24 protein-coding genes and 1 riboswitch are annotated in these 24,845 nt (G+C 72.2%); of the genes, 13 read left to right on the forward strand and 11 right to left on the reverse strand.

The window, feature by feature from the left end:
• Window positions 1–125: 125 nt before the first annotated feature.
• The 3 genes from ACQCO7_RS11130 to ACQCO7_RS11140 are packed head-to-tail and all read left to right on the forward strand — an operon-like array spanning window position 126 to window position 5,163.
• On the forward strand, window positions 126–1,139 hold the full coding sequence (locus ACQCO7_RS11130) for an AAA family ATPase (protein WP_409114632.1): 1,014 nt from the start codon (window positions 126–128) through the stop codon (window positions 1,137–1,139).
• Window positions 1,139–2,665 (forward strand): DUF58 domain-containing protein, encoded by a 1,527-nt coding sequence (locus tag ACQCO7_RS11135; RefSeq protein ID WP_464071668.1) that lies wholly within the window; start codon window positions 1,139–1,141, stop codon window positions 2,663–2,665. The genes ACQCO7_RS11130 and ACQCO7_RS11135 overlap by 1 nt, the downstream gene beginning before the upstream one ends.
• Complete coding sequence (locus ACQCO7_RS11140; protein WP_464071669.1) at window positions 2,662–5,163, forward strand: transglutaminase TgpA family protein; 2,502 nt, start codon at window positions 2,662–2,664, stop codon at window positions 5,161–5,163. The genes ACQCO7_RS11135 and ACQCO7_RS11140 overlap by 4 nt, the downstream gene beginning before the upstream one ends.
• A 117-nt stretch (window positions 5,164–5,280) precedes the next feature.
• On the opposite strand, the gene ACQCO7_RS11145 is transcribed toward ACQCO7_RS11140, so the two are convergent.
• The 3 genes from ACQCO7_RS11145 to ACQCO7_RS11155 all read right to left on the reverse strand — a co-directional run bounded on the left by ACQCO7_RS11145 (window position 5,281) and on the right by ACQCO7_RS11155 (window position 7,426).
• Window positions 5,281–5,673: a DUF3040 domain-containing protein gene (locus tag ACQCO7_RS11145; protein ID WP_464071670.1), complete on the reverse strand. Its 393-nt coding sequence runs from the start codon at window positions 5,671–5,673 to the stop codon at window positions 5,281–5,283.
• A 284-nt stretch (window positions 5,674–5,957) separates the two neighbouring features.
• Window positions 5,958–6,776, reverse strand: coding sequence for a class I SAM-dependent methyltransferase (locus tag ACQCO7_RS11150; protein WP_464071671.1), 819 nt, complete (start codon window positions 6,774–6,776; stop codon window positions 5,958–5,960).
• A 107-nt stretch (window positions 6,777–6,883) separates the two neighbouring features.
• Entirely contained in the window at window positions 6,884–7,426 is a 543-nt protein-coding gene (locus tag ACQCO7_RS11155) for an SAV_6107 family HEPN domain-containing protein (RefSeq protein WP_464071672.1), read from the reverse strand.
• A 201-nt stretch (window positions 7,427–7,627) separates the two neighbouring features.
• Between ACQCO7_RS11155 and ACQCO7_RS11160 the strand changes: the two genes are divergently transcribed.
• From ACQCO7_RS11160 to ACQCO7_RS11170, 3 genes are all read left to right on the forward strand, one after another.
• Window positions 7,628–8,254, forward strand: a complete 627-nt coding sequence (locus tag ACQCO7_RS11160) for a TetR/AcrR family transcriptional regulator (protein WP_464071673.1) — start codon at window positions 7,628–7,630, stop codon at window positions 8,252–8,254.
• Between the two features lie 425 nt (window positions 8,255–8,679).
• Complete coding sequence (locus ACQCO7_RS11165; RefSeq protein ID WP_464071674.1) at window positions 8,680–9,291, forward strand: DUF4126 domain-containing protein; 612 nt, start codon at window positions 8,680–8,682, stop codon at window positions 9,289–9,291.
• A 481-nt stretch (window positions 9,292–9,772) separates the two neighbouring features.
• Window positions 9,773–11,287, forward strand: coding sequence for a phytoene desaturase family protein (locus tag ACQCO7_RS11170; RefSeq protein ID WP_464071675.1), 1,515 nt, complete (start codon window positions 9,773–9,775; stop codon window positions 11,285–11,287).
• A gap of 63 nt (window positions 11,288–11,350) precedes the next feature.
• On the opposite strand, the gene ACQCO7_RS11175 is transcribed toward ACQCO7_RS11170, so the two are convergent.
• The 6 genes from ACQCO7_RS11175 to ACQCO7_RS11200 form a co-directional block, all read right to left on the reverse strand.
• Window positions 11,351–12,298, reverse strand: a complete 948-nt coding sequence (locus ACQCO7_RS11175) for an SCO2102 family sporulation regulator (RefSeq protein ID WP_464071676.1) — start codon at window positions 12,296–12,298, stop codon at window positions 11,351–11,353.
• A gap of 59 nt (window positions 12,299–12,357) precedes the next feature.
• The gene (gene metF / locus ACQCO7_RS11180) at window positions 12,358–13,281 is read right to left on the reverse strand and encodes a methylenetetrahydrofolate reductase [NAD(P)H] (RefSeq protein ID WP_464071677.1); all 924 of its coding nucleotides are present in this window, start codon (window positions 13,279–13,281) and stop codon (window positions 12,358–12,360) included.
• 435 nt (window positions 13,282–13,716) lie between these two features.
• On the reverse strand, window positions 13,717–14,361 hold the full coding sequence (gene thiE, locus ACQCO7_RS11185) for a thiamine phosphate synthase (RefSeq protein WP_464071678.1): 645 nt from the start codon (window positions 14,359–14,361) through the stop codon (window positions 13,717–13,719).
• A gap of 365 nt (window positions 14,362–14,726) precedes the next feature.
• Window positions 14,727–15,092 carry an Rv2175c family DNA-binding protein gene (locus ACQCO7_RS11190; RefSeq protein ID WP_010350431.1) on the reverse strand — a complete coding sequence of 122 codons (366 nt, stop codon included), beginning with the start codon at window positions 15,090–15,092 and terminating at the stop codon, window positions 14,727–14,729.
• A 302-nt stretch (window positions 15,093–15,394) separates the two neighbouring features.
• On the reverse strand, window positions 15,395–16,627 hold the full coding sequence (locus tag ACQCO7_RS11195; protein WP_464071679.1) for an NAD(P)/FAD-dependent oxidoreductase: 1,233 nt from the start codon (window positions 16,625–16,627) through the stop codon (window positions 15,395–15,397).
• Window positions 16,628–16,659: 32 nt separating this feature from the next.
• On the reverse strand, window positions 16,660–17,004 hold the full coding sequence (locus tag ACQCO7_RS11200; protein WP_464071680.1) for a hypothetical protein: 345 nt from the start codon (window positions 17,002–17,004) through the stop codon (window positions 16,660–16,662).
• 52 nt (window positions 17,005–17,056) lie between these two features.
• Window positions 17,057–17,169, forward strand: a riboswitch (TPP riboswitch).
• On the opposite strand from ACQCO7_RS11200, the gene thiO reads away from it, so the two are divergent.
• From thiO to ACQCO7_RS11230, 6 genes are all read left to right on the forward strand, one after another.
• Window positions 17,167–18,333 (forward strand): glycine oxidase ThiO, encoded by a 1,167-nt coding sequence (gene thiO / locus ACQCO7_RS11205; protein ID WP_464071681.1) that lies wholly within the window; start codon window positions 17,167–17,169, stop codon window positions 18,331–18,333. It overlaps the preceding riboswitch by 3 nt.
• Window positions 18,330–18,530, forward strand: coding sequence for a sulfur carrier protein ThiS (gene thiS / locus ACQCO7_RS11210; RefSeq protein ID WP_464071682.1), 201 nt, complete (start codon window positions 18,330–18,332; stop codon window positions 18,528–18,530). Before thiO ends, thiS begins: the two co-directional genes overlap by 4 nt.
• Window positions 18,531–18,533: 3 nt before the next feature.
• Entirely contained in the window at window positions 18,534–19,328 is a 795-nt protein-coding gene (locus ACQCO7_RS11215) for a thiazole synthase (RefSeq protein ID WP_050369798.1), read from the forward strand.
• Window positions 19,329–19,852: 524 nt separating this feature from the next.
• The gene (gene pknB, locus ACQCO7_RS11220; RefSeq protein WP_464071683.1) at window positions 19,853–21,766 is read left to right on the forward strand and encodes a Stk1 family PASTA domain-containing Ser/Thr kinase; all 1,914 of its coding nucleotides are present in this window, start codon (window positions 19,853–19,855) and stop codon (window positions 21,764–21,766) included.
• Between the two features lie 47 nt (window positions 21,767–21,813).
• Window positions 21,814–22,680: a deoxyribonuclease IV gene (locus ACQCO7_RS11225; RefSeq protein WP_464071684.1), complete on the forward strand. Its 867-nt coding sequence runs from the start codon at window positions 21,814–21,816 to the stop codon at window positions 22,678–22,680.
• A gap of 73 nt (window positions 22,681–22,753) precedes the next feature.
• The gene (locus tag ACQCO7_RS11230) at window positions 22,754–23,224 is read left to right on the forward strand and encodes a DUF4396 domain-containing protein (protein ID WP_464071685.1); all 471 of its coding nucleotides are present in this window, start codon (window positions 22,754–22,756) and stop codon (window positions 23,222–23,224) included.
• A gap of 40 nt (window positions 23,225–23,264) precedes the next feature.
• Here the strand turns inward: ACQCO7_RS11230 and ACQCO7_RS11235 are convergent, their stop codons facing one another.
• Window positions 23,265–23,897: a sulfite oxidase-like oxidoreductase gene (locus ACQCO7_RS11235; protein WP_464071686.1), complete on the reverse strand. Its 633-nt coding sequence runs from the start codon at window positions 23,895–23,897 to the stop codon at window positions 23,265–23,267.
• Between the two features lie 182 nt (window positions 23,898–24,079).
• On the opposite strand from ACQCO7_RS11235, the gene bfr reads away from it, so the two are divergent.
• Window positions 24,080–24,559 carry a bacterioferritin gene (bfr, locus tag ACQCO7_RS11240; protein WP_409114653.1) on the forward strand — a complete coding sequence of 160 codons (480 nt, stop codon included), beginning with the start codon at window positions 24,080–24,082 and terminating at the stop codon, window positions 24,557–24,559.
• Here bfr and ACQCO7_RS11245 read toward each other — a convergent pair.
• Window positions 24,556–24,777 carry a (2Fe-2S)-binding protein gene (locus ACQCO7_RS11245; RefSeq protein ID WP_050369793.1) on the reverse strand — a complete coding sequence of 74 codons (222 nt, stop codon included), beginning with the start codon at window positions 24,775–24,777 and terminating at the stop codon, window positions 24,556–24,558. The genes bfr and ACQCO7_RS11245 overlap by 4 nt on opposite strands.
• Window positions 24,778–24,845: the final 68 nt, after the last annotated feature.

The following is a 24,845-nucleotide window of genomic DNA, read 5'->3' on the forward strand; positions in this document are numbered from 1 at the left end:
GTAACGGCGGCAAGAATGCGGTGAGGGCGCCGAGCCGAACATTCCGGGGGCGGCGTCCGTGATTCGGGGTGGGCCGGTTCGCACGACAGCGGCGGCCCGGAACAGTACGGGCCGAGGAGGGCCGGGTGACGACCTATGACGAACGAGCGAGCCTCACTGATCTGACCACCACCGTGGACAGGGTCCGCGGGTCGGTGGAGGGGGTGATCGAGGGCAAGCCCGAGGTCGTACGACTCGCGCTGACCGTGCTGCTCGCCGAGGGGCATCTGCTGATCGAGGATGTCCCCGGCGTCGGCAAGACGATGCTCGCCAAGACCCTGGCGAAGTCCATCGACTGCTCGGTGCGCCGCATCCAGTTCACCCCCGACCTGCTGCCCTCGGACATCACCGGGGTGTCCATCTGGGACCAGCAGCGCCGTGACTTCGAGTTCAAGCCGGGCGCGATCTTCGCGCAGATCGTGATCGGCGACGAGATCAACCGCGCCTCGCCGAAGACCCAGTCCGCGCTCCTGGAGTCCATGGAGGAGCGCCAGGTCACCATCGACGGGCAGTCGTACGAACTGCCGAGCCCGTTCATGGTCGTCGCGACCCAGAACCCGGTCGAGATGGAGGGCACCTACCCGCTGCCCGAGGCGCAGCGCGACCGCTTCATGGCCCGCGTGTCCATCGGCTACCCGAGCCCCGAGGCCGAGCTGGAGATGCTCGACGTGCACGGCGGGGTGAGCCCCCTGGACGACCTCCAGCCGGTCGCGCACGCGCACGACATCGTCAAGCTCGTCGACGCCGTGCGCGGAGTCCATGTCGCCGAGGCGGTCAAGCGGTACGCCGTGGACCTGGTCGGCGCCACCCGCACGCACCCCGACCTCAGACTGGGCGCCTCCCCGCGCGCGACGCTCCACCTCCTGCGCGCGGCGAAGGCCACCGCCGCCCTCTCGGGCCGCGACTACGCCCTCCCCGACGACGTCCAGTCCCTCGCGGTCCCCGTCCTCGCCCACCGCCTCCTGCCCACCGCCCAGGCCCAGCTCAACCGCCGCTCCTCGGAACAGGTCGTCGAGGAGATCCTCCAGCGCACCCCGGTCCCGGCCACCCCCCAGCAGCAACGCGACTACGGCCAGCCGTACGGCTCGCGGGGCCTGTGATGACGCCTGGAGGACCGACACCCGGCGGGTTCCCCGCGGGGAGTGCGCCGGGCGGACAGGGCGGCTTCGCCGGGTCGCCCGCCTCGGGTGGGTATCCCGAGCGGCCTGCCGCGCCACCGGCGTACGGGTCCGTGGGGACGACCGCGAGCGAGCGTCCGGCGGGTGGCCGTGGCGACGGCAAGCCGGGGGAGAAAGGCGGGGTGCGGACCGCGCTTGCCGGGCTCACCACGCGCGGGCGGTCGTTCCTCGCCGCCGGGATAGCCGCGGCCATCTGCGCGTACGTGCTCGGGCAGCCTGATCTGCTGCGGGTCGGGCTGCTGCTCGCGGTGCTGCCGTTGATCTGTGCGGCGGTGCTGTACCGGACGCGGTACCGGGTGGCGGGCAGCCGCAGGCTGTCCCCCGCGCGCGTGCCCGCCGGCAGCGAGGCCCGCGTGCACCTGCGCATGGACAACGTGTCGCGGATGCCGACCGGCCTGCTGATGCTCCAGGACCGGGTGCCGTACGTCCTCGGCCCGCGCCCCCGCTTCGTCCTGGACCGCGTCGAGGCGGGCGGCAGACGCGAGGTCTCCTACCGGGTCCGCTCCGACCTGCGGGGCCGCTACCCCCTGGGCCCCCTCCAGCTGCGCCTGTCCGACCCGTTCGGCATGTGCGAGCTGACCCGCTCGTTCTCGTCGTACGACACCCTGACGGTGATCCCCCGCGTCGACCCCCTCCCCTCGGTGCGCTTCAGCGGCGAGGCGAAGGGGTACGGCGACGGCCGCCAGCGCTCGCTCGCGCTGGCCGGCGAGGACGACGTGATCCCTCGCGGCTACCGCTACGGCGACGACCTGCGCCGCGTCCACTGGCGCTCGACGGCCCGCTACGGCGAGCTGATGGTCCGCCGCGAGGAACAGCCGCAGCGCGCCCGCTGCACGGTCCTGCTGGACACCCGGGGCATCGCGTACGACGGCGTCGGCCCCGACGCGCCCTTCGAGTGGGCGGTCTCGGGCGCCGCCTCGGTCCTCACGCACATGCTGGAGCGCGGCTTCACGGTCCGCCTCCTCACCGACACCGGCAGCTCGGTCCCCGGCGAGGGCACCGAGGGCTTCGTGGGCGGCGGCGAGTCCGCCGAGGCGGCCGGCCTGATGATGGACACCCTCGCCGTGGTCGACCACTCCGACGGCGCGGGCCTCTCGCGCGCGTACGACGTGCTGCGCGGCGGCAACGAGGGCCTCCTCGTCGCGTTCCTCGGCGATCTGGACGAGGAACAGGCGGCGGTGGCCGCGAAGATGCGCCAGCGCAGCGGAGGAGCGATCGCGTTCCTCATCGACAACGACTCCTGGAGCCGTGCCCCGGGCCGTGAACCGAACGGCGGGTCCGATCCGATGAAGGGGCAGACAGCGCAGGCAGAGCGGCTGAGGATGCTGCGGGACGCGGGCTGGACGGCGGTGAGCGTCCCGAGGGGCACCTCGCTGGAGGACCTGTGGCGCCAGGCGGACCGCGAACGGTCGGGCGTGGTGGGCACGATGGGAAGGACGGGATCATGAGCGGGCGGGCGAGACTGACGCTGTGCTCCGCGGCGGCGACGCTGATGGCGGCGACCGCCCTGCTGCCGCTGGTCGACCGCAGCTCGTGGTTCCTCCAGGCGGTGCTGCTCCTGCTGGTCCAGTCGGGCGTGGGCGCGGCGGCCCGCCGGGTCCCGCTGGCCCGGCCGCTGACGGTGGCGGCGCAGGCTCTGGTGACGGTCCTGCTGCTGACCCTGGTCTTCGCCCGCGAGCAGGCCCTCGCGGGGATCGTCCCGGGCCCGGAGGCGATCACGCGCTTCGCGGACCTGTTCCAGGCGGGCGGGGACGACGTGGGCCGGTACGCGATCCCGGCCCCGCTGTCCGACGGCATCCGGCTGATGCTGATCGGCGGGGTCCTGGTGATCGGCCTGATGGTGGACACCCTCGCGGTGACGTTCCGCAACGCGGCCCCGGCCGGACTGCCGCTGCTGGCCCTGTACTCGGTGGCGGCGGGACTGTCCGAGGGGGGCACGGACTGGCTGTGGTTCCTGGTCGCGGCGGCCGGCTATCTGATGCTGCTGCTCGCCGAGGGCCGCGAGCGGCTCTCCCAGTGGGGCCGCGTCTTCGGCGGCGCCCCGCGCGGGCCGGGCGGTCCCGGCGCGGCGGAGGGCCCGGTGGCCCCGGTGCGCACGGGGCGGCGGATCGGCATGGCCGCGCTCGGTGTCGCCCTGGTGGTGCCGCTGCTGCCGATCCCCGCGATCCAGGGCGGTCTGCTGGACGGCACGGGCGCGGGAGTCGGCGCGGGTACGGGCGGCGGGGGCACGATCTCGGCGGTCAACCCGCTGGTGTCGCTGCGCGACAGCCTGAACATCGACCAGGACCGTACGGTCCTGACGCTGCGGACGAACTCCAACGACCTGTCGGACATGTACCTGCGGATCGTCTCCCTGGACGACTTCGACGGCACGACCTGGCGCCCGTCCCGCAAGCGCATCCAGGAGGTCCCCAAGGACTTCCCGACGCCGGTGGGCCTGCGCTCGGACGTGAAGCGCGCGGAGGTCACCACCCAGGTCACGGCCGCCGACTGGTACGCGCAGGACTGGCTGCCGATGCCGTACCCGCCGAGCGGGGTGCGCATCGCCGGTAACTGGCGGTTCGAGCCGGAGGGCATGACGCTCGTCGGGGACCACGGCCAGAACACGCGCGGTCTGACGTACCAGGTCAACAGCCTGGAGGTGCGGCCGACGGCGGAGCAGCTCGCGGCGGCGCCCGAGGCGCGCGCGTCGATCCTGGGCGACTACACGGAGGTGCCGTCCTCGCTGCCGTCGGTGGTGTGGCAGCAGGCCCGGCAGATCACCCGGGGCGCGGAGACGGACTATGCGAAGGCGGTCGCGCTCCAGGACTACTTCGCGGTGACGGGCGGTTTCCAGTACGACACCCAGGTCGACGTCGGGACGGGTCCGGACGCGATCGCCAAGTTCCTGCGGGACAAGCAGGGCTTCTGTGTCCACTACTCGTTCGCGATGGCGGCGATGGCCCGGACGCTGGGCATCCCGGCGCGGGTCGCGGTCGGTTTCGCGCCGGGCACCCCGCAGGGGAACGGCACGGTCCAGGTGAGTCTGAAGGACGCGCACGCGTGGCCGGAGCTGTACTTCGAGGGCATCGGCTGGACCCGGTTCGAGCCGACGCCGACGCGGGGTTCGACGCCGTCGTACACGCTGCCGGACTCCTCGGAGACGACGCTTCCGGCGGCGCCGGAGATCTCGGCCTCGGCGAGCGCGGCGCCCTCGGCGGCGCCGTCCGCGAACGCGAGCTGCTCGGCGGCGCAGCGCAAGGAGAACGGCTGCGCGAGCGCGCTGCCGGCGGGCTCGGCGGCGGGCGGCGACGGGGGCACCCCCTGGTACAAGCTGGCCTGGTGGTCGCTGCTGGCCGTGCTGGTGATCGCGGTGCCGTCGCTGCCGATGCTGTGGCGGCTGCGCAGGCGGTCGGTGCGGCTGGCGTCGGCGCAGCACGCCGGGGCCGGTCCCGGCCGGGACCGCGCGGGGCCCCAGGGTGCCGTGGGTGATCCGCTGGCGCCGGGTGAGGACCCCTCCGTGCGGGCCGGTGAGGCCGCTGTCGCGCATGTCCTGGCGGTGTGGCGGGAACTGACGGACACGGCGTGGGACTTCGGCATCGCGCCGGACGACGCGCTCACGCCCCGGCGGGCCGCCGCGCGGATCGTCGAGCTCGGTGAGCTGGAGGAGCCCGCGGCGCGGTCCGTGCACCGGGTGGCCGGCGCGGTGGAGCAGGTCCTCTTCGCACCGCACCCCCGCGCGGAGGCCGGTCTGGCGGACGAGGCCCGCGCGGTCCGCGCCGCCCTGCGCACCCGCGCGACCTGGCCGGTCCGTCTGCGCGCCTTCGTCGCCCCCCGCTCCGCCGTCCGGGCGATGTGGGACCTCATGGACCGCTGGACGGCCACGAAGGCGTCGTGGGCGGCCCGTTGGGCCGACCTGGCGCAGCGGGCGCCGTGGGGCCGGCGAGGGCAGCAGCAAGGAGGCTGAGAGGCGCGGGAAGGGCCCCTTCCCGACGCCACTCGGTGCGCAGACTAAAGGGGGCCACCCGATCCGGGTGGCCCCCTCAGTCGTACGTGTCAGGAGCCGTGCGCTACGAGCCTCGGGTCACTGGCCCTGTTGCTCGTCGCGGCGGCGCTGCCAGCGTTGCTCGATGCGGTCCATCATGGAGCGCCTCGACCGGGGCTGGCGGGCCTGCTGGCCGCCGGCCGTGGGCTGCTCGCCCGGCTTGGGAGCCTTGCGCCAACCGGTCACGGCGAGCACGGCGCATCCCAGCATGACGAGGAACCCGACCACGCTGAGCCAGACCTGCTGGGCGACCATACCGGCCATGAGGAGCGCGATACCTACGAGGAAGCCGGCGACCGCCTGGTAGACCCGTCGCCGGGTGTACGTTCGCAGCCCGCTTCCCTCAAGCGCTGTCGCGAACTTGGGGTCTTCGGCGTACAGCGCTCGCTCCATCTGCTCAAGCATTCGCTGCTCGTGCTCAGAGAGCGGCACGGCGTCCTCCTCATCGTGCAGTCGCCGGGGCGACCCGGGGGTCCCTTCAGGATAGGCAGGGAATCGCCCCCGTGAAACCCGCCCCTCTACGCCAATTGGCCAACCAGAACCCGTCAAGAGCGTCCCGGCTCGCTGAGGCTTCCATTCCCCGGCGGCCGACCCGTCATGCCGGACGGTCTCCCTCGATCATACGGCGCACGAAGCCGTAACGGAGGGCCTGTGGCGTACTCCATCACGGCCGGGACCATGATCAAGCCAGGGTCAAGGGGGTGTAAAGGGACCGGTCAGCTCGCGCGGGTCTCGCCGAGGACGTGGAGCTGGGTCGCCACGGAGTGGAAAGCGGGCAGTTCCGCCGCCGCCTCCTCCAGCTTCAGCAGGGCCTCCAGCGCGCCGGGCTCGGTGTCGACGAGGACGCCGGGGACGAGGTCGGCGAAGATCCGTACGCCGTGCACCGCGCCGACGGCGAGGCCCGCGCCCTCGACCAGTTCCGTGAGCTGTCCGGCCGTGAAGCGCCGGGGGACGGGGTCACCCTCGCCCCATCGGCCACTGGGGTCACCGAGCGCGTGCCGGGCCTCCTTGAAGTGCCCGGCGAGCGCCCGCGCGAGGACGGCGCCGCCGAGGCCCGCCACGAGGAGGCTGAGGACGCCCTCGGAGCGCAGCGCGGCCACGGCGTTGTGGACGCCGTCGGCCGGGTCGTCGACGTACTCCAGGACGCCGTGGCACAGGACGGCGTCGTACCCGCCGCGCTCCACGACGTCGAAGAGCCCGCCCGCGTCGCCCTGCACGCCCCGGACGCGGTCGGCGACGCCGGCCTCGGCCGCGCGGCGCTCCAGGGCGAACAGGGCGTTGGGGCTGGGGTCGACGACGGTCACCCGGTGGCCGAGCCGGGCGAGCGGTACGGCGAAGTTGCCGCTCCCGCCCCCGGCGTCCAGCACGTCGAGGGACTCCCGGCCGCTGGCCTTGACCCGGCGCTCCAGCGCCTCCTGGAGCACTTCCCACACGACGGCCGTGCGCAGTGACGAACGCGGCCTCGCCGGATCGGTCCCCAGCGCCCCGGTCTGCGGACGTTCCTGCGGGGCGGACGAGCGCGACGGATCCGACACGGCAACTGACTCCTAGACGCGGCCCCGCCGCGTTACCCGGCGGAGCGGACGGACACCCCCGAGGCGGGGGCTTCGTGCGCGTCCACCCTATTGCCTCGGCCGTGCCGTCAGCCCGCGTGCGGGTAGTCGTGGTCGCCTCCCGGCGGGTTCTGGCGGGGCAGGACCGGCTGGACGGACAGCAGGCGTTCCACCAGGCGGACGAACATCGCGACGTCGCGTATGAGGTCGTCGGCGTCGCGCGGGGACGCCGCGCCGACGATGCCGGCCTCGGCGCGGGCCCGCCGGGTGGCGCCCGCGGCGAAGTGGGCGCTCCACTCGGCGAGTTCGGGGGCGATCTCGGGGAGGAGTTCCCAGGCGCTGCGGATGCGGGCGCGGCGCCGGGGTGTGAGGTCGGGGCGGGCGCGGGCCGCGAGGACGGCGGCGGCGGTGCGCAGCGCCGCGAGGTGTGCCGTGGCGTACCGCTCGTTGGGGGTGTCGAGGACGGCCGCCTCGTCCAGCCCCGTACGCGCCTGCGTGAGCAGGTCGAGGGCGGCGGGCGGGGCCGTGGCGCGGCGCAGGACGGGGTGTACGTCGCTCGCCGGGCCGTTCGGTGAGGGGGCAGGGCCGGTGACGTCGTGCCGGTGTGCGGCTGCCGCGCGGTAGCTGGCCATGACGAACCTCCTGTCGTCTGGGTGACGGCACTGTGGCCGTATGTGCCCATCGTGAGGTATGCCACTGACAATCCGTTCTGACCTGGTCTTTTACCTCGGTCGGGAGTTCGACCACCGTCTCGGGCCGCCGCTCGTGCCCCGTCTTCGCGGCGATCTTCGAACCGGCCTCCCGGCGCTCCCGTTCCTGTGAGAATCGACCCCATGGAAAGCAGCACCACGCCGGGCGGTGGCACCCGCCGCGAGGCCACTCGGCAGAAGCTCTACGAGGCGGCCGTCACGCTCATCGCCGAGCAGGGCTTCTCCGCCACCACGGTGGACGAGATCGCCGAGCGCGCGGGCGTCGCCAAGGGCACCGTGTACTACAACTTCGCCAGCAAGTCCGTCCTCTTCGAGGAGCTGCTGCGCCATGGCGTGGGTCTGCTGACCGCCTCCCTGAGAGAGGCGTCGCAGCGTTCCGCGCGCGCGGGCGGTACACGGGTCGACGCGCTGGACGCGATGATCCGCGCGGGGCTCGTCTTCATCGACCGGTATCCCGCGTTCACGCAGCTGTACGTGGCCGAGCTGTGGCGCACGAACCGCGCGTGGCAGTCGACCCTCATGGTCGTGCGGAAAGAGGCGGTGGCCGTCGTCGAGGACGTCCTGCGCGCGGGCGTGGAGGAGCGCGAGTTCGCGGACGACATCGACGTACCGCTGACCGCCGCCGCGCTCGTCGGGATGGTGCTGGTCGCGGCGCTGGACTGGCAGGCGTTCCAGCCGGAGCGGTCGCTGGACGAGGTCCACGCGGCGCTGTCGCGGCTGTTGCAGGGGCGGGTGAGCGGGCGGCTGTAAGGGGCGTCTTCCTGGAGTAGCGCCCCTTACCGAGGCGTACGACGAAAGCGCCGGTCCGACGTGGCCGCGTCCCCCGCGGGCCACCGTCGAACCGGCGCTTCCTCCTCCCCCGTTTCCCCCTGTTCCCCCGGTCCCCCCGTTCCTGCTTCCCCCGTCGGTCCCCCGTCCGGTCGTTCCCCCAGGGGTCCCCCGTGCCTCGCTCCCGCCGACCAGGCCGGCGGAAGGAGCGGTCCGGGACCGGTGCCGGTTCCGCCGCCCCGTGTCGGCGGTACCGGCGCCGGGCCCCTTTCCGTGCCTCCACTCTCCCGTTCACGCAGGTCGGCACCCATCCGCGCGCGTACTCATCTCGGTGGTTAGGTACGGATACTCAGAGCTGTGTGCTCATCACCAGGCCGGTTCGGCCGGGCCTGGTTACGATCGCGTCCGTGTCCGTACTCCCCCTCGTGTTCACCAGCGGCTGGGCCAGCGGCATCAACGCGTACGCGGTGGTGCTGCTGCTCGGCGTGTTCGGCGCGACAGCTCTGAGCGACGAGATCCCTGAAACCCTGCAACGCCCCGAGGTCCTGGTCGTCGCGGGCGTGCTGTTCCTGTGCGACACGGTCGCCGACAAGATCCCGTACGTGGACTCCGTCTGGGACGCCGTCCACACGCTGATCCGGCCCGTCGCGGGCGCCTGGGTCGGCGCGCTCCTCGCGGGCCACTCCGGGTCGCTCTCCGACATCGCCGCGGGCCTCGTGGGCGGCTCCACCGCGCTCGCGAGCCACGCGGTGAAGGCGGGCACGCGGATGGCCGTCAACACGTCGCCCGAGCCCTTCAGCAACCTGATCGTGAGCCTTGCGGAGGATCTCGGCGTCGGGGGGCTGGTCACGTTCGCGATGTTCCACCCCGGGGCGGCGGCGGTGATCGCGGGCACGCTCCTCGTGACCGGCGCGGTCCTCCTGCTCTTCCTCGCGTCCCGCATCCGCCGCTTCCTGCGCCGCAGGGCCCAACGCCGGGAGGAACGACGGCTGGCGGGACGGGAAGGGCCGCCGGGGTGAGGTGACGGGGCTCTTGAGGTGCTGCGGGGTGGCAGGGCGGTGGGTGAGACGGGGTGAGCAGGGCGGGGCTCGGGCGCGCGGGCGGGCCGCCTGGTGGCCAGTTGCTGCACCCGCTGTGACGCGGGGCTCGGGCGCGCGGGGGCGGACCGTCACCCCTCCACGGTCAGACCCTTCCTGAGCCGCGGGGCTCGGGCGCGGGGGCGGACCACCCCGGGGGCAGTTGCGGGACGGGGCACAGCGGGGCGCGGGCGCGCGAGGCCGGGCCCGTCCGAGGGCAGTCGCCGGGCGGGGTGGGGCGTCGTGGTCGGGGCGCACACCGGTCGCCGGGCGGGAAGGGCCGCCATGATCGGCCCGCAGGCGCCGCCGAGTTCCCGTGCTGCCACGGGCCCGCCCGCCGGACCGGCCCGCCACCGCCCCGTGCCCCTAAAGGTCGGCCACCGCCCCGTGCTCACTGTCAGTGGCGGCCGATACAGTCGCCGACATGGGACGGATCGTGGTGATCGGCGCCGGGATGGGCGCGATGGCGGCGGCTGCGCGGTTGGCTGTCGCGGGGCACCGGGTGGTGGTGTACGAGCGGGGGGAGACGTACGGCGGCGGGGTCGGGCGGTGGGAACGGGACGGGTTCCGGTTCGATGTGGGGCCCGGGGTGCTGACCTTGCCCGCGGTGTGGCGGGATCTGTTCGTCAAGACCGGCAAGGAGGCGTTGGAGGACGTCGTCGGGCTGGTGCAGGTCGATCCCTCGGCACGGCACGTGTTCGCGGACGGGAGCGCGGTGTCCTTGCCGAACGCCTCGCGCGCGGGCGTGGTCGCGGCGCTGGACGAGGCGCTGGGGGCGGGGTCGGGCGCGCGGTGGGGGGACTTCCTCGTACGGGCGCGGGAGGCGTGGGACCGTACGCGGCGGCCGTTGCTGGAGGAGCCCCTGTGGCCGAACTGGGAGGTGCTGGCGGGGCGCGAGCCGTACCCGTCGGTCCCGCACAAGCGGCTCCTGCGTACGCGCAGGGCGGGCACGCTCGCCGAGGTCGGCGCCTGGGAGCTGCGGGACACGCGCCTCGCCGCGCTGCTGGAGAGCCACGCCCTCGCGCACGGCCTCGACCCCCGCACCGCGCCCGCGAGCGCGGCCGTCCTGCCGTACCTGGAGCACGCGTTCGGCACCTGGTACGTCCGGGGCGGCCTGCGCGAACTGGCCCGCGCGGTGTACGAACGGTGCCTCGCGCGGCGGGTGGAGTTCGTGTTCGGCGCGGAGGTGGTGCGGGTGGTGGAGAAGGACGGCCGGGTCGCGGGGGTGGAGGTGGCGGAGAGTACGTCCCGGGACGCTCCTGGCTCAGCCGGCAACACCCTCGTGGACGCCGACTTCGTCGTCACCGGCGCCGCCCCCGGCCTCCTCGGTGTCCCCGCGCGCGCGGGGGGCGAGGTGCAGCCGCAGCGGGGACTGCCCAGCCGGCTGACGGTGCTGCTCGCGCTGCGCGGTGCCCGCCCCGAGGACACCCCGCATCTGACCGTCGTCCACACCCCCGACCGCGAGGCCGAGCTGGCGTCCCTCTTCGGTACGACGCCGGCGCCCCCGGCCGCCCCCACGGTCACCGTCCTGCGCCCCGACGACCCCGCGCCGGCCCCGGACGCCGGGCACGAGGCGGTGGTCCTCACGGCCACGGTCCCGGCCGACGTCGAAGGGGATCACGAAGCCACGGCGGAGGCGATGCTGACGGCGGCCGAACGGGCCGTACCGGGCCTGCGGGAGCGGCTCCTGTGGCGCGAGGTGCGTACCCCGGCGGACGTCGCGGCGGCGACCGGCGCGGAAGGTGGCTCGATTCCGCCCCCCGCGCTGGCCGCGGCGGAGGGCCGTCTGCTGCACCCGGCCAACACGACCGCCCTCACCGGGCTGTTCACCGTGGGCGGCTGGTCCCACCCCGGCGGAGGGCTGCCGCACGCGGGCATGTCGGGGGCACTGGTGGCGGGACTGATCGTGGAGGGGCTGGAGTTCAGGGGGTCGCAGTGAGGGCGGGGGCGGCTACGGCGCACGCTTCCCGGCGAGGGCACGCGCCCCGGAACGCCCAGCGCTTCAGAAACGGTACTGCTGCTCGTCGTACCCGTTGCCGTGCTGCTGCTGTTGGCCCTGGCCGTCCTGGTAGTACTGCTGGTCGGCAGGGAGGTCGCCGTAGGACGGGTCGTCCGTGTTGCGCTGCTGGGGGACCCAGACGCCGCCCGCGGGGGTCTCCGTCGGGTAGCCCTGCTGGGCGTACTGGTCCTGGGGGTAGCCCTGCTGGGTGCCGTACTGCTGCTGGTCGTAGCCGGTGGTGTCGTACGAACCCGTGCCGTAGGTCTGGGTGCCGATGTACGGGTCGGAGTAGGCGGCGTACTGCTGCTGCTCGCCGGTGGTGTCGTAGCCGTAGCCCTGCTGCTGGTCGTAGTACGCGGCGTACTGGTCCTGGCCGGTGGCCGCCGCGTACGCGGCGTCGCTGTAGACGCCGTACGTGCCGGTCTCGTCCGGCAGTGGCTGGGGCTCGTAGACCGTGTCGGCGGACGGCTGGAGGGGGCGGGCCGGAGTGAAGACGTCGTCGCGGTCGAAGTCGTCGTCGTAGTCGCCGGTCGCGCGCTCGAAGGCGGCGGTGGCAGCGGCGTCGAGGGCGGGGTCGGCGGCCTCGTACGGCGCACCGGGGGCCTCGGTCATGCCGGGGGGCGGGGCCAGCGGGCCGGCCGGGTCGTCGTCGGTCTTCTTGCCCTTGCGGCGCTTCGTGAAGCTCTCCGCGAGGCCGGGGCGGCTGACCGCCCAGCCCGACTCGAAGCCCTTGCGGAACGACAGGGTGACGTACGTCTGCCCGATCGCGAACGCGACCGCGCCCACGGCGATCACCGGGACCGATGGAATCAGGACACCGAAGACGACGCCCAGGAAGCCGACGAACGCCAGCAGCCGCCAGCGCAGCCGCGCCTTGTACTGCAACAGCACTTCGCCGAGCAGCCAGAGTGCGACGATGCCGAACGCGATGTAGAGGACCGTCCAGCCCATGTACGCCCCTCTTCTCCCAGTGGCCGCTACGCAGTGTGTCTTATTTCCGTGCGACCGGTCTAGGCCCGCGGGGGATGGTGCAGGCCAAGGTTCTCGTAGATTTCCAGCGACGCCGTGGAGTTGTTGAGCGTGATGAAGTGCAGTCCGGGGACGCCCTCGGCGAGCAGCCGCGCGCAGAACTCCGTGGCGAATTCGATACCGATGGAGCGTACAGCGGCCGGATCGTCCTTCGCTGTGAGGATCCGCTCTTTCAGGGCGGACGGGATGACCGCGTTGCTGAGCTGCGGGAGCCGCTCCAGCATGCGGACGCTGGTGACCGGCATGATCTCGGGGATGACCGGGGTGTCGCAACCCGCGGCGGCGACGCGGTCGCGCAGGCGCAGGTACGACTCCGGCTGGAAGAACATCTGGGTGATCGCGTAGTCCGCGCCCGCGCGGCACTTGTCGACGAAGTGCGCGACGTCCGTGTCCCAGTGGTCCGACCTCGGGTGCATCTCCGGGAACGCGGCGACGCCCACGCAGAAGTCGCCGGACTCCTTGATCAGGCGGACCAGTTCCGCCGCGTACGTCAGTCCGCTGGGGTGCGCGATCCAGTCGGCCATCGGGTCGCCGGGCGGGTCTCCCCTGACCGCGAGTATGTTCCTGATCCCGGCGTCGGCGTACTGGCCGATGATGTTGCGCAGTTCGGCGATCGAGTGGTTCACGGCGGTCAGGTGGGCGACCGGGGTGAGCGTCGTGTCGGCGACGATCTGCTGGGTCTCCTTCACCGTCCCCGCGCGCGTGGAGCCGCCGGCGCCGTAGGTCACCGACACGAAGTCCGGTGCCACCGCCTCGACTCTCCTGAGCGCGCTCCACAGACTCCGTTCGCCCTTCGGCGTCTTCGGGGCCGAGAACTCGAACGAGTACGTCGTCTTGCCGGACGCCAGAATGTCACGCACCGTGCGCGCGCGATCGGTCCTTGTGGATGCGGTTCCGAGGGCCATACCCGCAGGTTAGCCAGCACCGGGCCACTCCCCCAACCGGCCCTGGGAAAATTGCCCTAATCCGCGAGGGGAGTGTCCGTATATCGGACGGAGAGTGGGGGGAATGGGCAAGTTCGGTGGTGTTGGGGGGTGTTGGGGGCTGTAGGCGGGGTCGAGGTGGGGTCTAGGTGAGCGGGGGCGGGGGAGGTAGTTCGGGCTCGGGTGGGGTGAGGTGGCTCCGGGGCGGGTTCCTCCGAGCCCTGGCGGGCGCCGGACGGGCGTGTGCGGGGGGTCTCGGCGTCCTTCGGGGGGCTGCCACGCAGTTCCGGGGGTCGGCCGCAGGGGTCCGAGCTTCGGCCGAACCCCGGTACGGCCCTGTGCGCGCCGGTGTCGTGTCCGTGCGGTTCCCGTACGGCCTTCTGCTCGCCGGCGTTCTGTCCGCGCGGCCTTCCCCGGTTACGCCTCGTTCAAGCGCTTCTTGAAGCTCGCCGCTGCCTCGCCGGGGGCGGTTGCCTCTGAGATCGCGCGTACGACCACCACTCTGCGGGCGCCCGCCTCCAGGACCTGGTCGAGGTTCGTGAGGTCGATGCCGCCGATCGCGAACCAGGGGCGGGCGGGGGCGAGGGACGCGGTGCGGCGGACCAGGTCGAGGCCGGGGGCCGGGCGGCCGGGCTTCGTGGGGGTGGGCCAGCAGGGGCCCGTGCAGAAGTAGTCGACGCCCTCCTCGGCCGCCGCGGCCTCCGCCTCCGCCGCCGAGTGCGTGGAGCGGCCGATCAGTGTGTTCCCGCTCACGATCGCCCTCGCCGCGGGGACGGGGAGGTCGCCCTGTCCGAGGTGCAGTACGTCCGCGGCGGCGGCATGCGCGATGTCCGCGCGGTCGTTCACGGCGAGGAGTTTGCCGTGCCGTGCGCAGGCGTCCGCGAACACGGCAAGGTGCTCCAGCTCCTCGGCGGCCTCCAGCCCCTTGTCCCTGAGCTGCACGATGTCCACTCCCCCGGCGAGCACGGCGTCCAGGAACTCCGGGAGGTCGCCTTGGCGCTTACGGGCGTCCACGCAGAGGTAGAGACGGGCGTCGGCGAGCTGCGCTGCGGCGTCGGGCATGGGGTCCCCCGGGGTGGGTTGGGTGGTGGGTCGATGGGAGGGAGTTCCCGGCGGTGGGGTCGGGAAACTTACGAGGCTGGAGGCGTGGGGAGTTCGTCAGGCCCGAGGTGGGCGCCCCGGAGTTTTCGGGCGCGGTGGTTCCGCCTTCGGAGTTCCCTGAGGCTCACCGGCAGGGTCGAGCGGCACCTCTCAGGGACCTTGGGCGGACACGCCCCGCCGAGCTGCGGCTCCAGAAGGCCCGCTGCTCCAGGCGCCGTGCGGGGGCTCACCAGCCGTCACGGTGCGCCCCTCCAGGGAGTGGGCGCCCCCGACGACGTACGGCCGTGCCTCTTCGGGACGCACGGCCGTACCTCACCGCGTGTCGGTCAGACCGCCAGTGCCTGGGCCCGGCGTTTGACCTCGGTGCCCCGGTTCTCCAGGAGTGCCTGGGCCGGGGTGCCGGGGAGAGTGGGGTCGGGAGTGAAGAGCCACTCGATCATCTCCTCGGCCGTGAAGCCGTCGTCCCTCAGGAGCGTCAGGAGGCCGACGAGGCCCTTGACGACCTTGTCGCCGTCGATGAAGGAGGCGGGGACGTGCAGTGCGCGGTTCTCACCGCGGCGGACGGCGATCAGCTGGCCCTCCTTCACCAGTTGCCGTACGCGCGTCACCTCCTCGTCGAGCAGTTCGGCGATGTCGGGCAGCGTCAGCCAGGCGGGGACAAGCGCGTCGATCTTCGTGTCAATCTCGGTCACGACATCAAGCCTGCCATCTGCCACTGACACGCGGAAACGGAGCCCACCCGGACCGGCCCCCTGAGAGCGCCGCAAGAACCCCTCGGGGAGCCCCCGCGCACCCCAAACAGCCCGCTGGACGCCTGCCGGAAGCCCGCCCAGGGGCCCGCCGGCCACCCGCACCGAGGACCTGCCAGGAACGCCGGCATCCGGCCGCCAAACAGGTCGACAGGGAGACAAAGCAGAAGCCCACCCCGACCTCGACACCTCACCCCGTCACCCGAGCCCCCACCCCGACGCCCCTCCGAAACCCGGCCCGCCCCTCACGCCACCGCCGACTTCAACGGCAGCCCCGCATCCCCCAGCACCCCCACATCCATCACAGCCCCCGCCCCGATCAACCGCCTCCCCTGCGCCAGATCCCGAGGCCGGCCCACTGCCAGGAGTGCCACCAGCCGTCCCTCCCGCAGCCAGCACACCGACCACGCCGGTCCGGACGGCTCGCCGCGCCAGACCATCGTGTCGGCCCCCGCATGGTGCCCCGCGTACTGCACGAACCGCCCGAACTGCTCGGACCAGAAGTACGGGACGGGGTCGTAGGCGACCGGAGGGGCGCCGGTGGCGGAGGCGAGGATGTTCGCGGCGACCGTGCGGGGGCCCTGGAGCGCGTTGTCCCAGTGGTGGATCAGGAGGCGTTCGTCGTACCGCGCGGAGGGGAACGAGGCGCAGTCGCCGACGGCGTAGACGTCGGGCGCGGATGTGCGGAGGTGTTCGTCGGTGACGACCTCGCCGTGCGCGCCCAGGGTCACCCCCGAGGAGCGGAGCCACGCCGTCGCGGGCCGCGCGCCGATGCCGACGAGGACCGCCCCCGCGGGGATGCGCGTGCCGTCGTCCAGGAGAACCGCACCCGGCTCGACGCTCCGTACGCGCGCGTGGGTGCGCAGTTCGACCCCGAGGTCGGCGTACCAGGAGGCCATGGGCGCGGCGACGTCGGCAGGCAGCGCGCCCGCGAGCGGGCGGTCCGCGGCCTCGACGACCGTCACCGCGCACCCCGCCTCGCGCGCGGCGGTGGCGAACTCCGCGCCGATCCATCCCGCCCCGACGACCACGACGTCGTGCTGGTCGGCGAGGACGGGACGGAGGCGTTCGACGTCGTCGAGGGTGCGCAGGAGGTGGACGCCGGGGACGCCCTCCGTGCCGGGCAGAAGAATCGGTTCGGCGCCGGTGGCGAGGACGAGGACGTCGTACGGGACCGTACCGGCGTCCGTGTTGACGATGTGCTCCGAGGGACGCACGGCGAGGGCCTCGCGGCCGAGGACGAGGTCGATGCCGAGGCCGGGGAAGTCGATGTCGAACGCGGAGCCGTCGGACTTGCCGAGCAGGACGGCCTTGGAGAGCGGGGGACGGTCGTACGGCTGGTGGGGTTCCGCGCCGATGACGGTGACCGTCCCGGCGAAGCCCTGTTCGCGCAGGGCGACCGCGGTCTGCACCCCGGCCATCCCGGCGCCGACGACGACCACGCGCGGGGCGTCCGTTTCCTGCGTCTGCTCGCTCACTCGATCACCATAGTTGCGTGACGGTGAGTCAGTCAGGGGCCCGGTTCCGTGACCTGCTCCACAACGCTCGTACCGGCGCCGTCCTGGGACTCCCACTCCCAGGTCTCGTCGAGCCGTACGCGCCCGTCGGGGAGGGGTACGACGGTCGACACGCAGTGGCCGGAGGCGGTCGTCCCGTCGGTGCGCAGCTGGACGTACCGGAAGTCGACGCGGTCCCCCGCGCGCGTGCCGACGAGGTGGCCGCGTACGACGTCCCCGCCCGCGTAGTCGGCCCAGACCACGCCGTCGGACTCGTGGTACGTGAACCGGGTGCCCGTGCCGACCTGGCCGGGCGCCTGGTCGGCGACGGGGGCGAACACGAGGCCGTCGAGGGTCAACTGAGGCTCCCTTTACGAGGTGCGGGGGGTGCGGGCTAGGGTGGGGCCAACGTAAAGCACTCGCGGGAGCCCGGGCGTACCGGGCTGAGAGGGAGGCTGGCCGGCCTCCGACCGTACGAACCTGATCCGGGTCATGCCGGCGAAGGGAGGGGCTGGACGCCCATGTCGCCTACGCGTCCGTCTGACGTCCTCGTGGTCGGGGGCGGGATCATCGGCCTTGTCACCGCCTGGCGGGCCGCACAGCGCGGTCTGAGGGCCTCCGTGGTGGATCCCGAGCCGGGGGGCGGGGCCGCTCAGGTCGCCGCCGGGATGCTGGCCGCCGTCACCGAACTGCACCACGGTGAGCAGACCCTGCTGGGTCTGAACCTCGCCTCCGCGCGCCGGTATCCCGATTTCGTGGCCGAGCTGACCGAGGTCACCGGGCACGACGTCGGCTACCGCCGCTGCGGGACGCTCGCCGTCGCGCTCGATGCCGACGACCGGGCCCACCTGCGGGAGCTGCACACGCTGCAACGCCGGTCCGGGCTGGAGTCGGAGTGGCTGTCCGGGCGGGACTGCCGCCGTCTGGAGCCCATGCTCGCGCCCGGTGTGCGCGGGGGGCTGCGCGTCGACGGTGACCATCAGGTCGATCCCCGTCGGCTCGCCGCCGCGCTCGTCGTCGCCTGTGCGCGTGCGGGGGTCGTCCTCCACCGCGAGTGGGCCGAGCGGCTCGACGTCACCGGGGGGCGGGCCACCGGCGTGCACACGCGCGCGGGTGCGTTCCTCGGTGCCGGGCAGGTCGTGCTCGCCGCGGGCAGCCTCAGCGCACGGCTCGACGGGGTCCCCGACGCCGTACGGCCGCCCGTGCGGCCCGTGAAGGGGCAGGTGCTTCGGCTCTCCGTGCCGGCCTCCCACGCGCCCTTCCTGAGCCGTACCGTGCGGGCCGTCGTGCGGGGCAGTCACGTGTATCTCGTGCCCCGTGCCAACGGGGAGCTCGTCGTGGGGGCCACCACCGAGGAGCAGGGGTGGGACACCGTCGTCACCGCGGGGGGTGTGTACGAGTTGCTGCGCGACGCGCACGAGCTGGTGCCCGGGATCACCGAGCTGCCGCTCACGGAGACGCGCGCGGGGTTGCGGCCGGGGTCTCCCGACAACGCGCCTCTCCTCGGGCCGACCGGGCTCGACGGGCTGCTCCTCGCGACCGGGCACTATCGCAACGGGGTCCTGTTGACGCCGGTCACCGGGGATGCGCTCGCGCACGCGTTGACCTGCGGTGAGCTGCCCGAGGAAGCCCGCCCCTTCACTCCCCGGCGCTTCGGTGCCGGTTCGCTTCTGGAGCACTCCGTATGAACATCTCCGTCAATGGCGAGGTGCACGTGGTTGACGCCGGGACTGTGCTCGATTCCGTCGTCCGTGCGCTCGCGCCTGTTCCCTCCGGGGTTGCCGCCGCGCTCAACGAGATCGTCGTCCCGCGCGCGGGGTGGTCCACGACCGTTCTGTCCGACGGGGATCGTGTCGAAGTCCTCACCGCTGTCCAGGGAGGTTGAGCCATGGCTGATGATGCGTTTCTGCTGGGGGGTACGGCGTACTCCTCCCGGCTGATCATGGGGACCGGGGGTGCGGCCAGTCTCGATGTCCTTGAGCGGGCGCTCGTCGCGTCCGGGACCGAGTTGACGACCGTTGCGATGCGGCGGGTGAATCCCTCCACGCAGGGATCGGTTCTGTCCGTTCTTGATCGGCTCGGGGTTCGGGTGTTGCCCAATACGGCCGGGTGTTTCACCGCGGGGGAGGCCGTGCTAACCGCTCGGCTCGCTCGGGAGGCGCTCGGGACGTCGCTCGTCAAGCTTGAAGTGATCGCCGATGAGCGGACGTTGTTGCCGGATCCTGTGGAGTTGCTGGAGGCGGCGGAGGTGTTGGTGGATGACGGGTTCACGGTGTTGCCGTACACGAACGACGATCCTGTCCTTGCGCGGAAGCTGGAGGATGTGGGGTGTGCGGCCGTGATGCCGCTGGGGTCGCCTATCGGGTCCGGGCTCGGTATCCGTAATCCCCACAACTTCCAGTTGATCGTCGAGCACGCGCGCGTGCCGGTGATTCTTGACGCGGGGGCCGGGACGGCTTCGGATGTGGCGTTCGCGATGGAGTTGGGGTGTGCGGGGGTGATGCTGGCGTCTGCGGTGACTCGGGCGCAGGATCCTGTGCTGATGGCGTCCGCGATGCGCTACGCGGTCGAGGCGGGGAGGTCGGCTCGGCTGGCGGGGCGGATTCCTCGGCGGTACTTCGCGGAGGCGTCGTCCCCGGCGGAGGGGTTGGCGGAGTTCGATCCTGAACGCCCGTCGTTCTGAACGATTCCTTTCCCCACCCACGCGCCACCCGTTTCCAGTCGATTGATGGGTGGACGTTTCTCGTAGGGCTTCCCACCGTCGGCGGCCACCCGTCCGGGGAGTCCCCGCGCGAACGCGGCGGCCGGCGAACGCAGCTACTCGGGCGGGCTCGACTCCGGGCAGGCTCAGCCACCAGGCGGACGGGTCGGCTGTCCGTTGAGGGCTCGCGCGCGAGGGACGCTGTCGGGCCCGGCGGGGCCATCCCTCGGGGGTTGGCCTGGCGAGGCCCCCGGGGGCGGGCGCCGGGGGAGGGGTGGCTTCTCGGGCTGGGAGTTTTAGTTTGCGGGGCCCGGTGGTCTGTTCGTCGGGGTGGCGGTGAGCCCTGCCCGTACCCTCTCGGTCTTGCCGTCGTCGCCCTCGCCCCGTGATCCCCGCCACTACCGGAACCCTTCCCTCCAGGGAACTCGCGCGTTTCGCGTCACAAGCGCGTTCCCATTCCGGGTGGGCGGATCTCCGTGTCAGTGGTGGCTCGTAGACTCGGCGGCGTGGATACGACCCTTCAGGACCCTCTCGTCGGGCAGGTGCTCGATGGGCGTTATCGCGTCGATGCGCGGATCGCGGTTGGCGGGATGGCCACGGTTTATCGGGCCGTCGACATGCGGTTGGACCGGGTGCTGGCCGTGAAGGTGATGCATCCGGCGCTGGCCGCGGACAGTGTGTTCGTGGAGCGGTTCATCCGGGAGGCCAAGTCGGTCGCCCGGCTGGCCCATCCGAATGTCGTGCAGGTGTTCGATCAGGGGGCGGACGGGCCGTACGTGTATCTGGCGATGGAGTACGTCGCCGGGTGCACCTTGCGGGATGTGCTGCGGGAGCGGGGCGCGCTGCAACCCAGGGCCGCGCTGGACATTCTGGAGCCGGTGCTGGCCGCGCTGGGCGCCGCGCACCGTGCCGGGTTCGTGCACCGGGACATGAAGCCCGAGAACGTGCTGATAGGGGACGACGGCCGGGTCAAGGTCGCGGACTTCGGGCTCGTACGGTCCGTGGGGACGGTGACGGAAAGCACGGGGGGCGTACTCGGGACAGTCGCGTATCTCGCGCCGGAGCAGACGGAGAGGGGTACGGCGGACGCGCGCGTGGACGTGTACGCGTGCGGGGTCCTGCTGTACGAGATGCTGACCGGCGCGCAGCCGCACGAGGGCGAGACCCCGGCGATCGTCCTGTACAAGCACCTGCACGACGACGTCCCGCCGCCCTCGGCGGCCGTACCGGGTCTGGCGTACGAGCTGGACGAGCTGGTCGCGTCGGCGACGGCGCGCACGCCGGACGTACGGCCGAACGACGCGGTGGAGCTGCTGGGCCTGGTCCGCACCGCGCGCGCCGCGCTGAGCGAGGAGCAGTTGGACGCGGTGCCGCCGCAGTCGACGGCGTCGGAGCACGACATCGCGCAGGACCGCACGAGCGTGATCCCGAGGTCGCTGACGGTCCCGCGCCCGCTGCCGGTGAACGAGGACGACGTCCAGCACACGTCCCGCTTCGAGGCACCCCCTCCCCCGCCGCGCAGGAGTCCGGTACGGCGCCGGCGGGGCGTCGTCGCGCTCGTGGCCGGGGTCCTGCTGTTCCTCGGGATCGGTACGGGCGTCTGGTACATCAACTCGGGGCAGTTCACGAACGTCCCCGCGGTCCTCACGCAGACCGAGGCGGTCGCGAAGAAGCGGCTGGACGACGCGGGGCTCGGTGTCGGGGACGTCGAGCACGCGTACAGCGACACGGTGAAGCGCGGGACCGTCATCAGCACGGACCCCGCGCCCGGCGCCCGCATCCGCAAGAACGACTCGGTGACGCTGACCGTCTCGGACGGCCCGCAGACCGTCCGCGTCCCGGACACCACCGGCCTCACGCAGGCCGAGGCGAGCAAGCGCCTCACCGCTGCCGGGCTCCAACCGGGCGTCGTGACCAGCGAGTTCGACGACTCCGCCGCCAAGGGGACCGTCATCCGCACGACGCCTGCGGTCGGCACGTCCCGGCATGCCGGGTCCGCCGTCGCGCTCGTCGTCAGCAAGGGCGCGGCCGTCGAGATCCCGGACGTCACCGGGCAGGACCTCGACGCGGCGACGACCGCGCTGGAGGGGGCCGGTCTCAAGGTCGAGATCTCCTCGACGCAGGTCAACTCCGAGCTGGACAAGGGCAAGGTCGCGCAGCAGTCGCCCGACGCGGGCGGCGAGGCCGCCGAGGGCGACACGGTCACGCTGACCCTGTCCAAGGGCCCGGAGATGATCGAGGTCCCGGACGTCGTCGGATCGAGCGTCGACGACGCGAAGAAGCGGCTCGAACAGTCCGGCTTCAAGGTCAAGGAGGACCGGGGTCTGCTGGGCCTCTTCGGCGACACGGTGAAGGAGCAGTCGGTGGACGCGGGGGACACGGCGCCGAAGGGATCGACGATCACGATCACCATCCGGTGAGGGTCGCCCGGCGCAACGCCCCCCGCCCCGCGTGACACCCTGGAAGCGTGAACTTCCCCTCCCGTAACCCCGTAGGCGGCCACGTCCCCGTGGCCGGTGGTCTGCACTCCGTCGGTCTCTCGTACGCCGAGGAGCTGGAGGCGGAGACCGTGCAGGTCTTCGTCGCGAACCCGCGGGGGTGGGCGACGCCGGTCGGGAATCCGCGGCAGGACGAGGCGTTCCGGCAGGCGTGCGAGGAGCTGCGCAAGCCCGCGTACGTGCACGCGCCGTACCTGATCAACTTCGGCTCCCACACGGAGGCGACGGTCGAGAGGTCGGTGGAGTCGCTGCGGCACTCGCTGCGCCGGGCGCGGGAGATCGGGGCGCTCGGGGTCGTCGTCCACACGGGAAGCGCGACCGGCGGCCGGGAGCGGAAGGTGGCGCTGAGCCAGGTCCGCGAGCACATGCTGCCGCTGCTGGACGAGCTGACCCACGACGACGACCCGTACCTCCTCCTCGAATCGACGGCCGGACAGGGCTCGTCCCTCTGCTCCCGCACCTGGGACTTCGGCCCCTACTTCGACGCCCTGGACGCCCACCCGAAACTCGGCGTCTGCCTGGACACGTGCCACATCTTCGCCGCGGGCCACGACCTGACCGGCCCGACCGGCATGCACCAGACGCTCGACCTCCTGGTCGGCACGGTCGGCGAGGGCCGCCTGAAGCTGATCCACGCCAACGACTCGAAGGACGTCGTGGGCGCCCACAAGGACCGCCACGAGAACATCGGCTCCGGCCACATCGGCGAGGACCCTTTCCGCGCCCTGATGACCCACCCGGCGACGGAAGGCGTCCCCCTGATCATCGAGACCCCGGGCGGCAAGGAGGGTCACGCGGCGGACGTGGCGCGGCTGAAGAAACTGCGGGACGGCTGACCCTGGGGGAATACCCCAGGGGGGTATAGGGTTCGGCCCGGTGCAGGTTCCGTCCCCGACCCCGGGAGCCCCCATGCAGCACGAAGCACACCCCCACCGCCCCGCCCCCGCGACCTGGGCCATGGCGATCCAGGCCACCCTCCACTGCCTCACCGGATGCGCCATCGGCGAAGTGCTCGGCATGGTGATCGGCACGGCGTTCGGGTGGGGAAACCTGGCGACCACGCTTCTCGCGATCGTGCTGGCGTTCTTCTTCGGCTACTCGCTCACCCTGCGCGGGGTGCTGAAGAGCGGGCTCGGACTGAAGGCGGCCATTCGGGTGGCGTTGGCCGCGGACACGCTGTCGATCGCCGTCATGGAGCTGATCGACAACGGCGTGATCGTGGTGTGGCCGGACGCGATGGACGCGGAACTGGCGGACTTCTTGTTCTGGGGCTCGCTCGCGATCTCCCTGGTGATCGCGTTCCTCGTCACCGTCCCGGTGAACAAGTGGATGATCGGGCGCGGAAAAGGCCACGCGGTGGTTCACCAGCACCACCACTGAACCGACACCACCGCTGAGCCGGCACCACCGTCACTGAGCCTTACAGCTCCGGCCCCTCCCCCGGCGTCTCCTGGTACGAGTACCGCTGCTCGCGCCAGGGGTCGCCGACGTTGTGATAGCCCCGCTCCTCCCAGAATCCGCGCCGGTCGGCGGTCATGTACTCGATGCCGCGCACCCACTTGGGCCCTTTCCAGGCGTAGAGGTGAGGGACGACGAGGCGCAGCGGGAACCCGTGCTCGGCGGTGAGGAGTTCACCGTCCTTGTGGCTGGCGAAGAGGCTGCGGGGGTCGGTGAAGTCGGCGAGCCGGAGGTTGGCGCTGTACCCGTATTCAGCCCACACCATGACGTGCGTGACGTCGGGAGCGGGCGGCGCGAGCGCGAGGACCGCGCTCGCCGGAATACCGCCCCATTCCGCGCCGAGCATGCTGAATTTGGTCACGCAATGGAGGTCGGCGACGACGGTCGCGTACGGCAGAGCCGCGAACTCCTCGTGGCTCCAGCTGTGCTTCTCCCCGTCGGCGGTGGCGCCGAAGACGCGGAAATCCCAGCGTTCGGGGCGGAACTTGGGGACGGGGCCGTAATGCGTGACCGGCCAGCCGCGTTGGAGTCGCTGCCCCGGCGGAAGCTCGGACGGTCCGCTCTCTCCTGATTCCCGCTCCACCGGACGACCCATGGCCCCATCCTGACAGACGCGAATACGAACCCGAAAATCGGGGCAATTCAAACTAAGCATGCCCTTACTTACTAAGCCCGCACTTACTGGACGATCTTCCGTGCCAGTGCCATCATCGGCCGCGTCCTCCCCACAGATCCCCCCGATCCCCCCACGGATCCCGTACGGAAGGAGCCTTGGCGATGCAGGGCGACCCGGAAGTCATCGAATTCCTCAACGAGCAGCTCACGGGTGAGCTGACGGCGATCAACCAGTACTTCCTGCACGCGAAGATGCAGGAGAACTTCGGCTGGACGAAGCTCGCGAAGTACACCCGGCACGAGTCGTTCGACGAGATGAAGCACGCCGAGGTGCTGACCGACCGGATCCTCTTCCTGGAGGGCCTGCCGAACTACCAGCGCCTCTTCCACGTCCGGATCGGCCAGACCGTCAAGGAGATGTTCGAGGCCGACCGCATGGTCGAGGTCGAGGCGATCGACCGCCTGAAGCGCGGCATCAAGGTGATGCGCGAGAAGGGCGACATCACGTCGGCGAACATCTTCGAGTCGATCCTGGAGGACGAGGAGCACCACATCGACTACCTCGACACCCAGCTCGAACTGGTCGAGAAGCTCGGCGAGGCGCTGTACATCGCCCAGCTGATCGAACAGCCGGAGAGCTAAGCGGCTTCCTCCAGGGAAGCGGGCTCCACCGACTCCAGCCGGGTCACCGCCGTCTTGCAGGCACCCCGGCCGAGGATCGCCTGGATACGGCGGACGCACGAGCCGCAGTCCGTCCCGGCCTTGCAGGCGGAGGCTATCTGGCGGGGCGTACAAGCGCCGTCGCCCGCGTGCCGCAGGACCTGCGCCTCGGTCACGCCGAAGCAGCTGCACACGTACACGCGGACTCACCTCCCGCCAAGAACGATTAGGTGAACCTAACCTTACCCGGCGGACAGGTGCCGCAAAA

The sequence above is a fragment of the Streptomyces saintjeani genome, assembly GCF_055409605.1.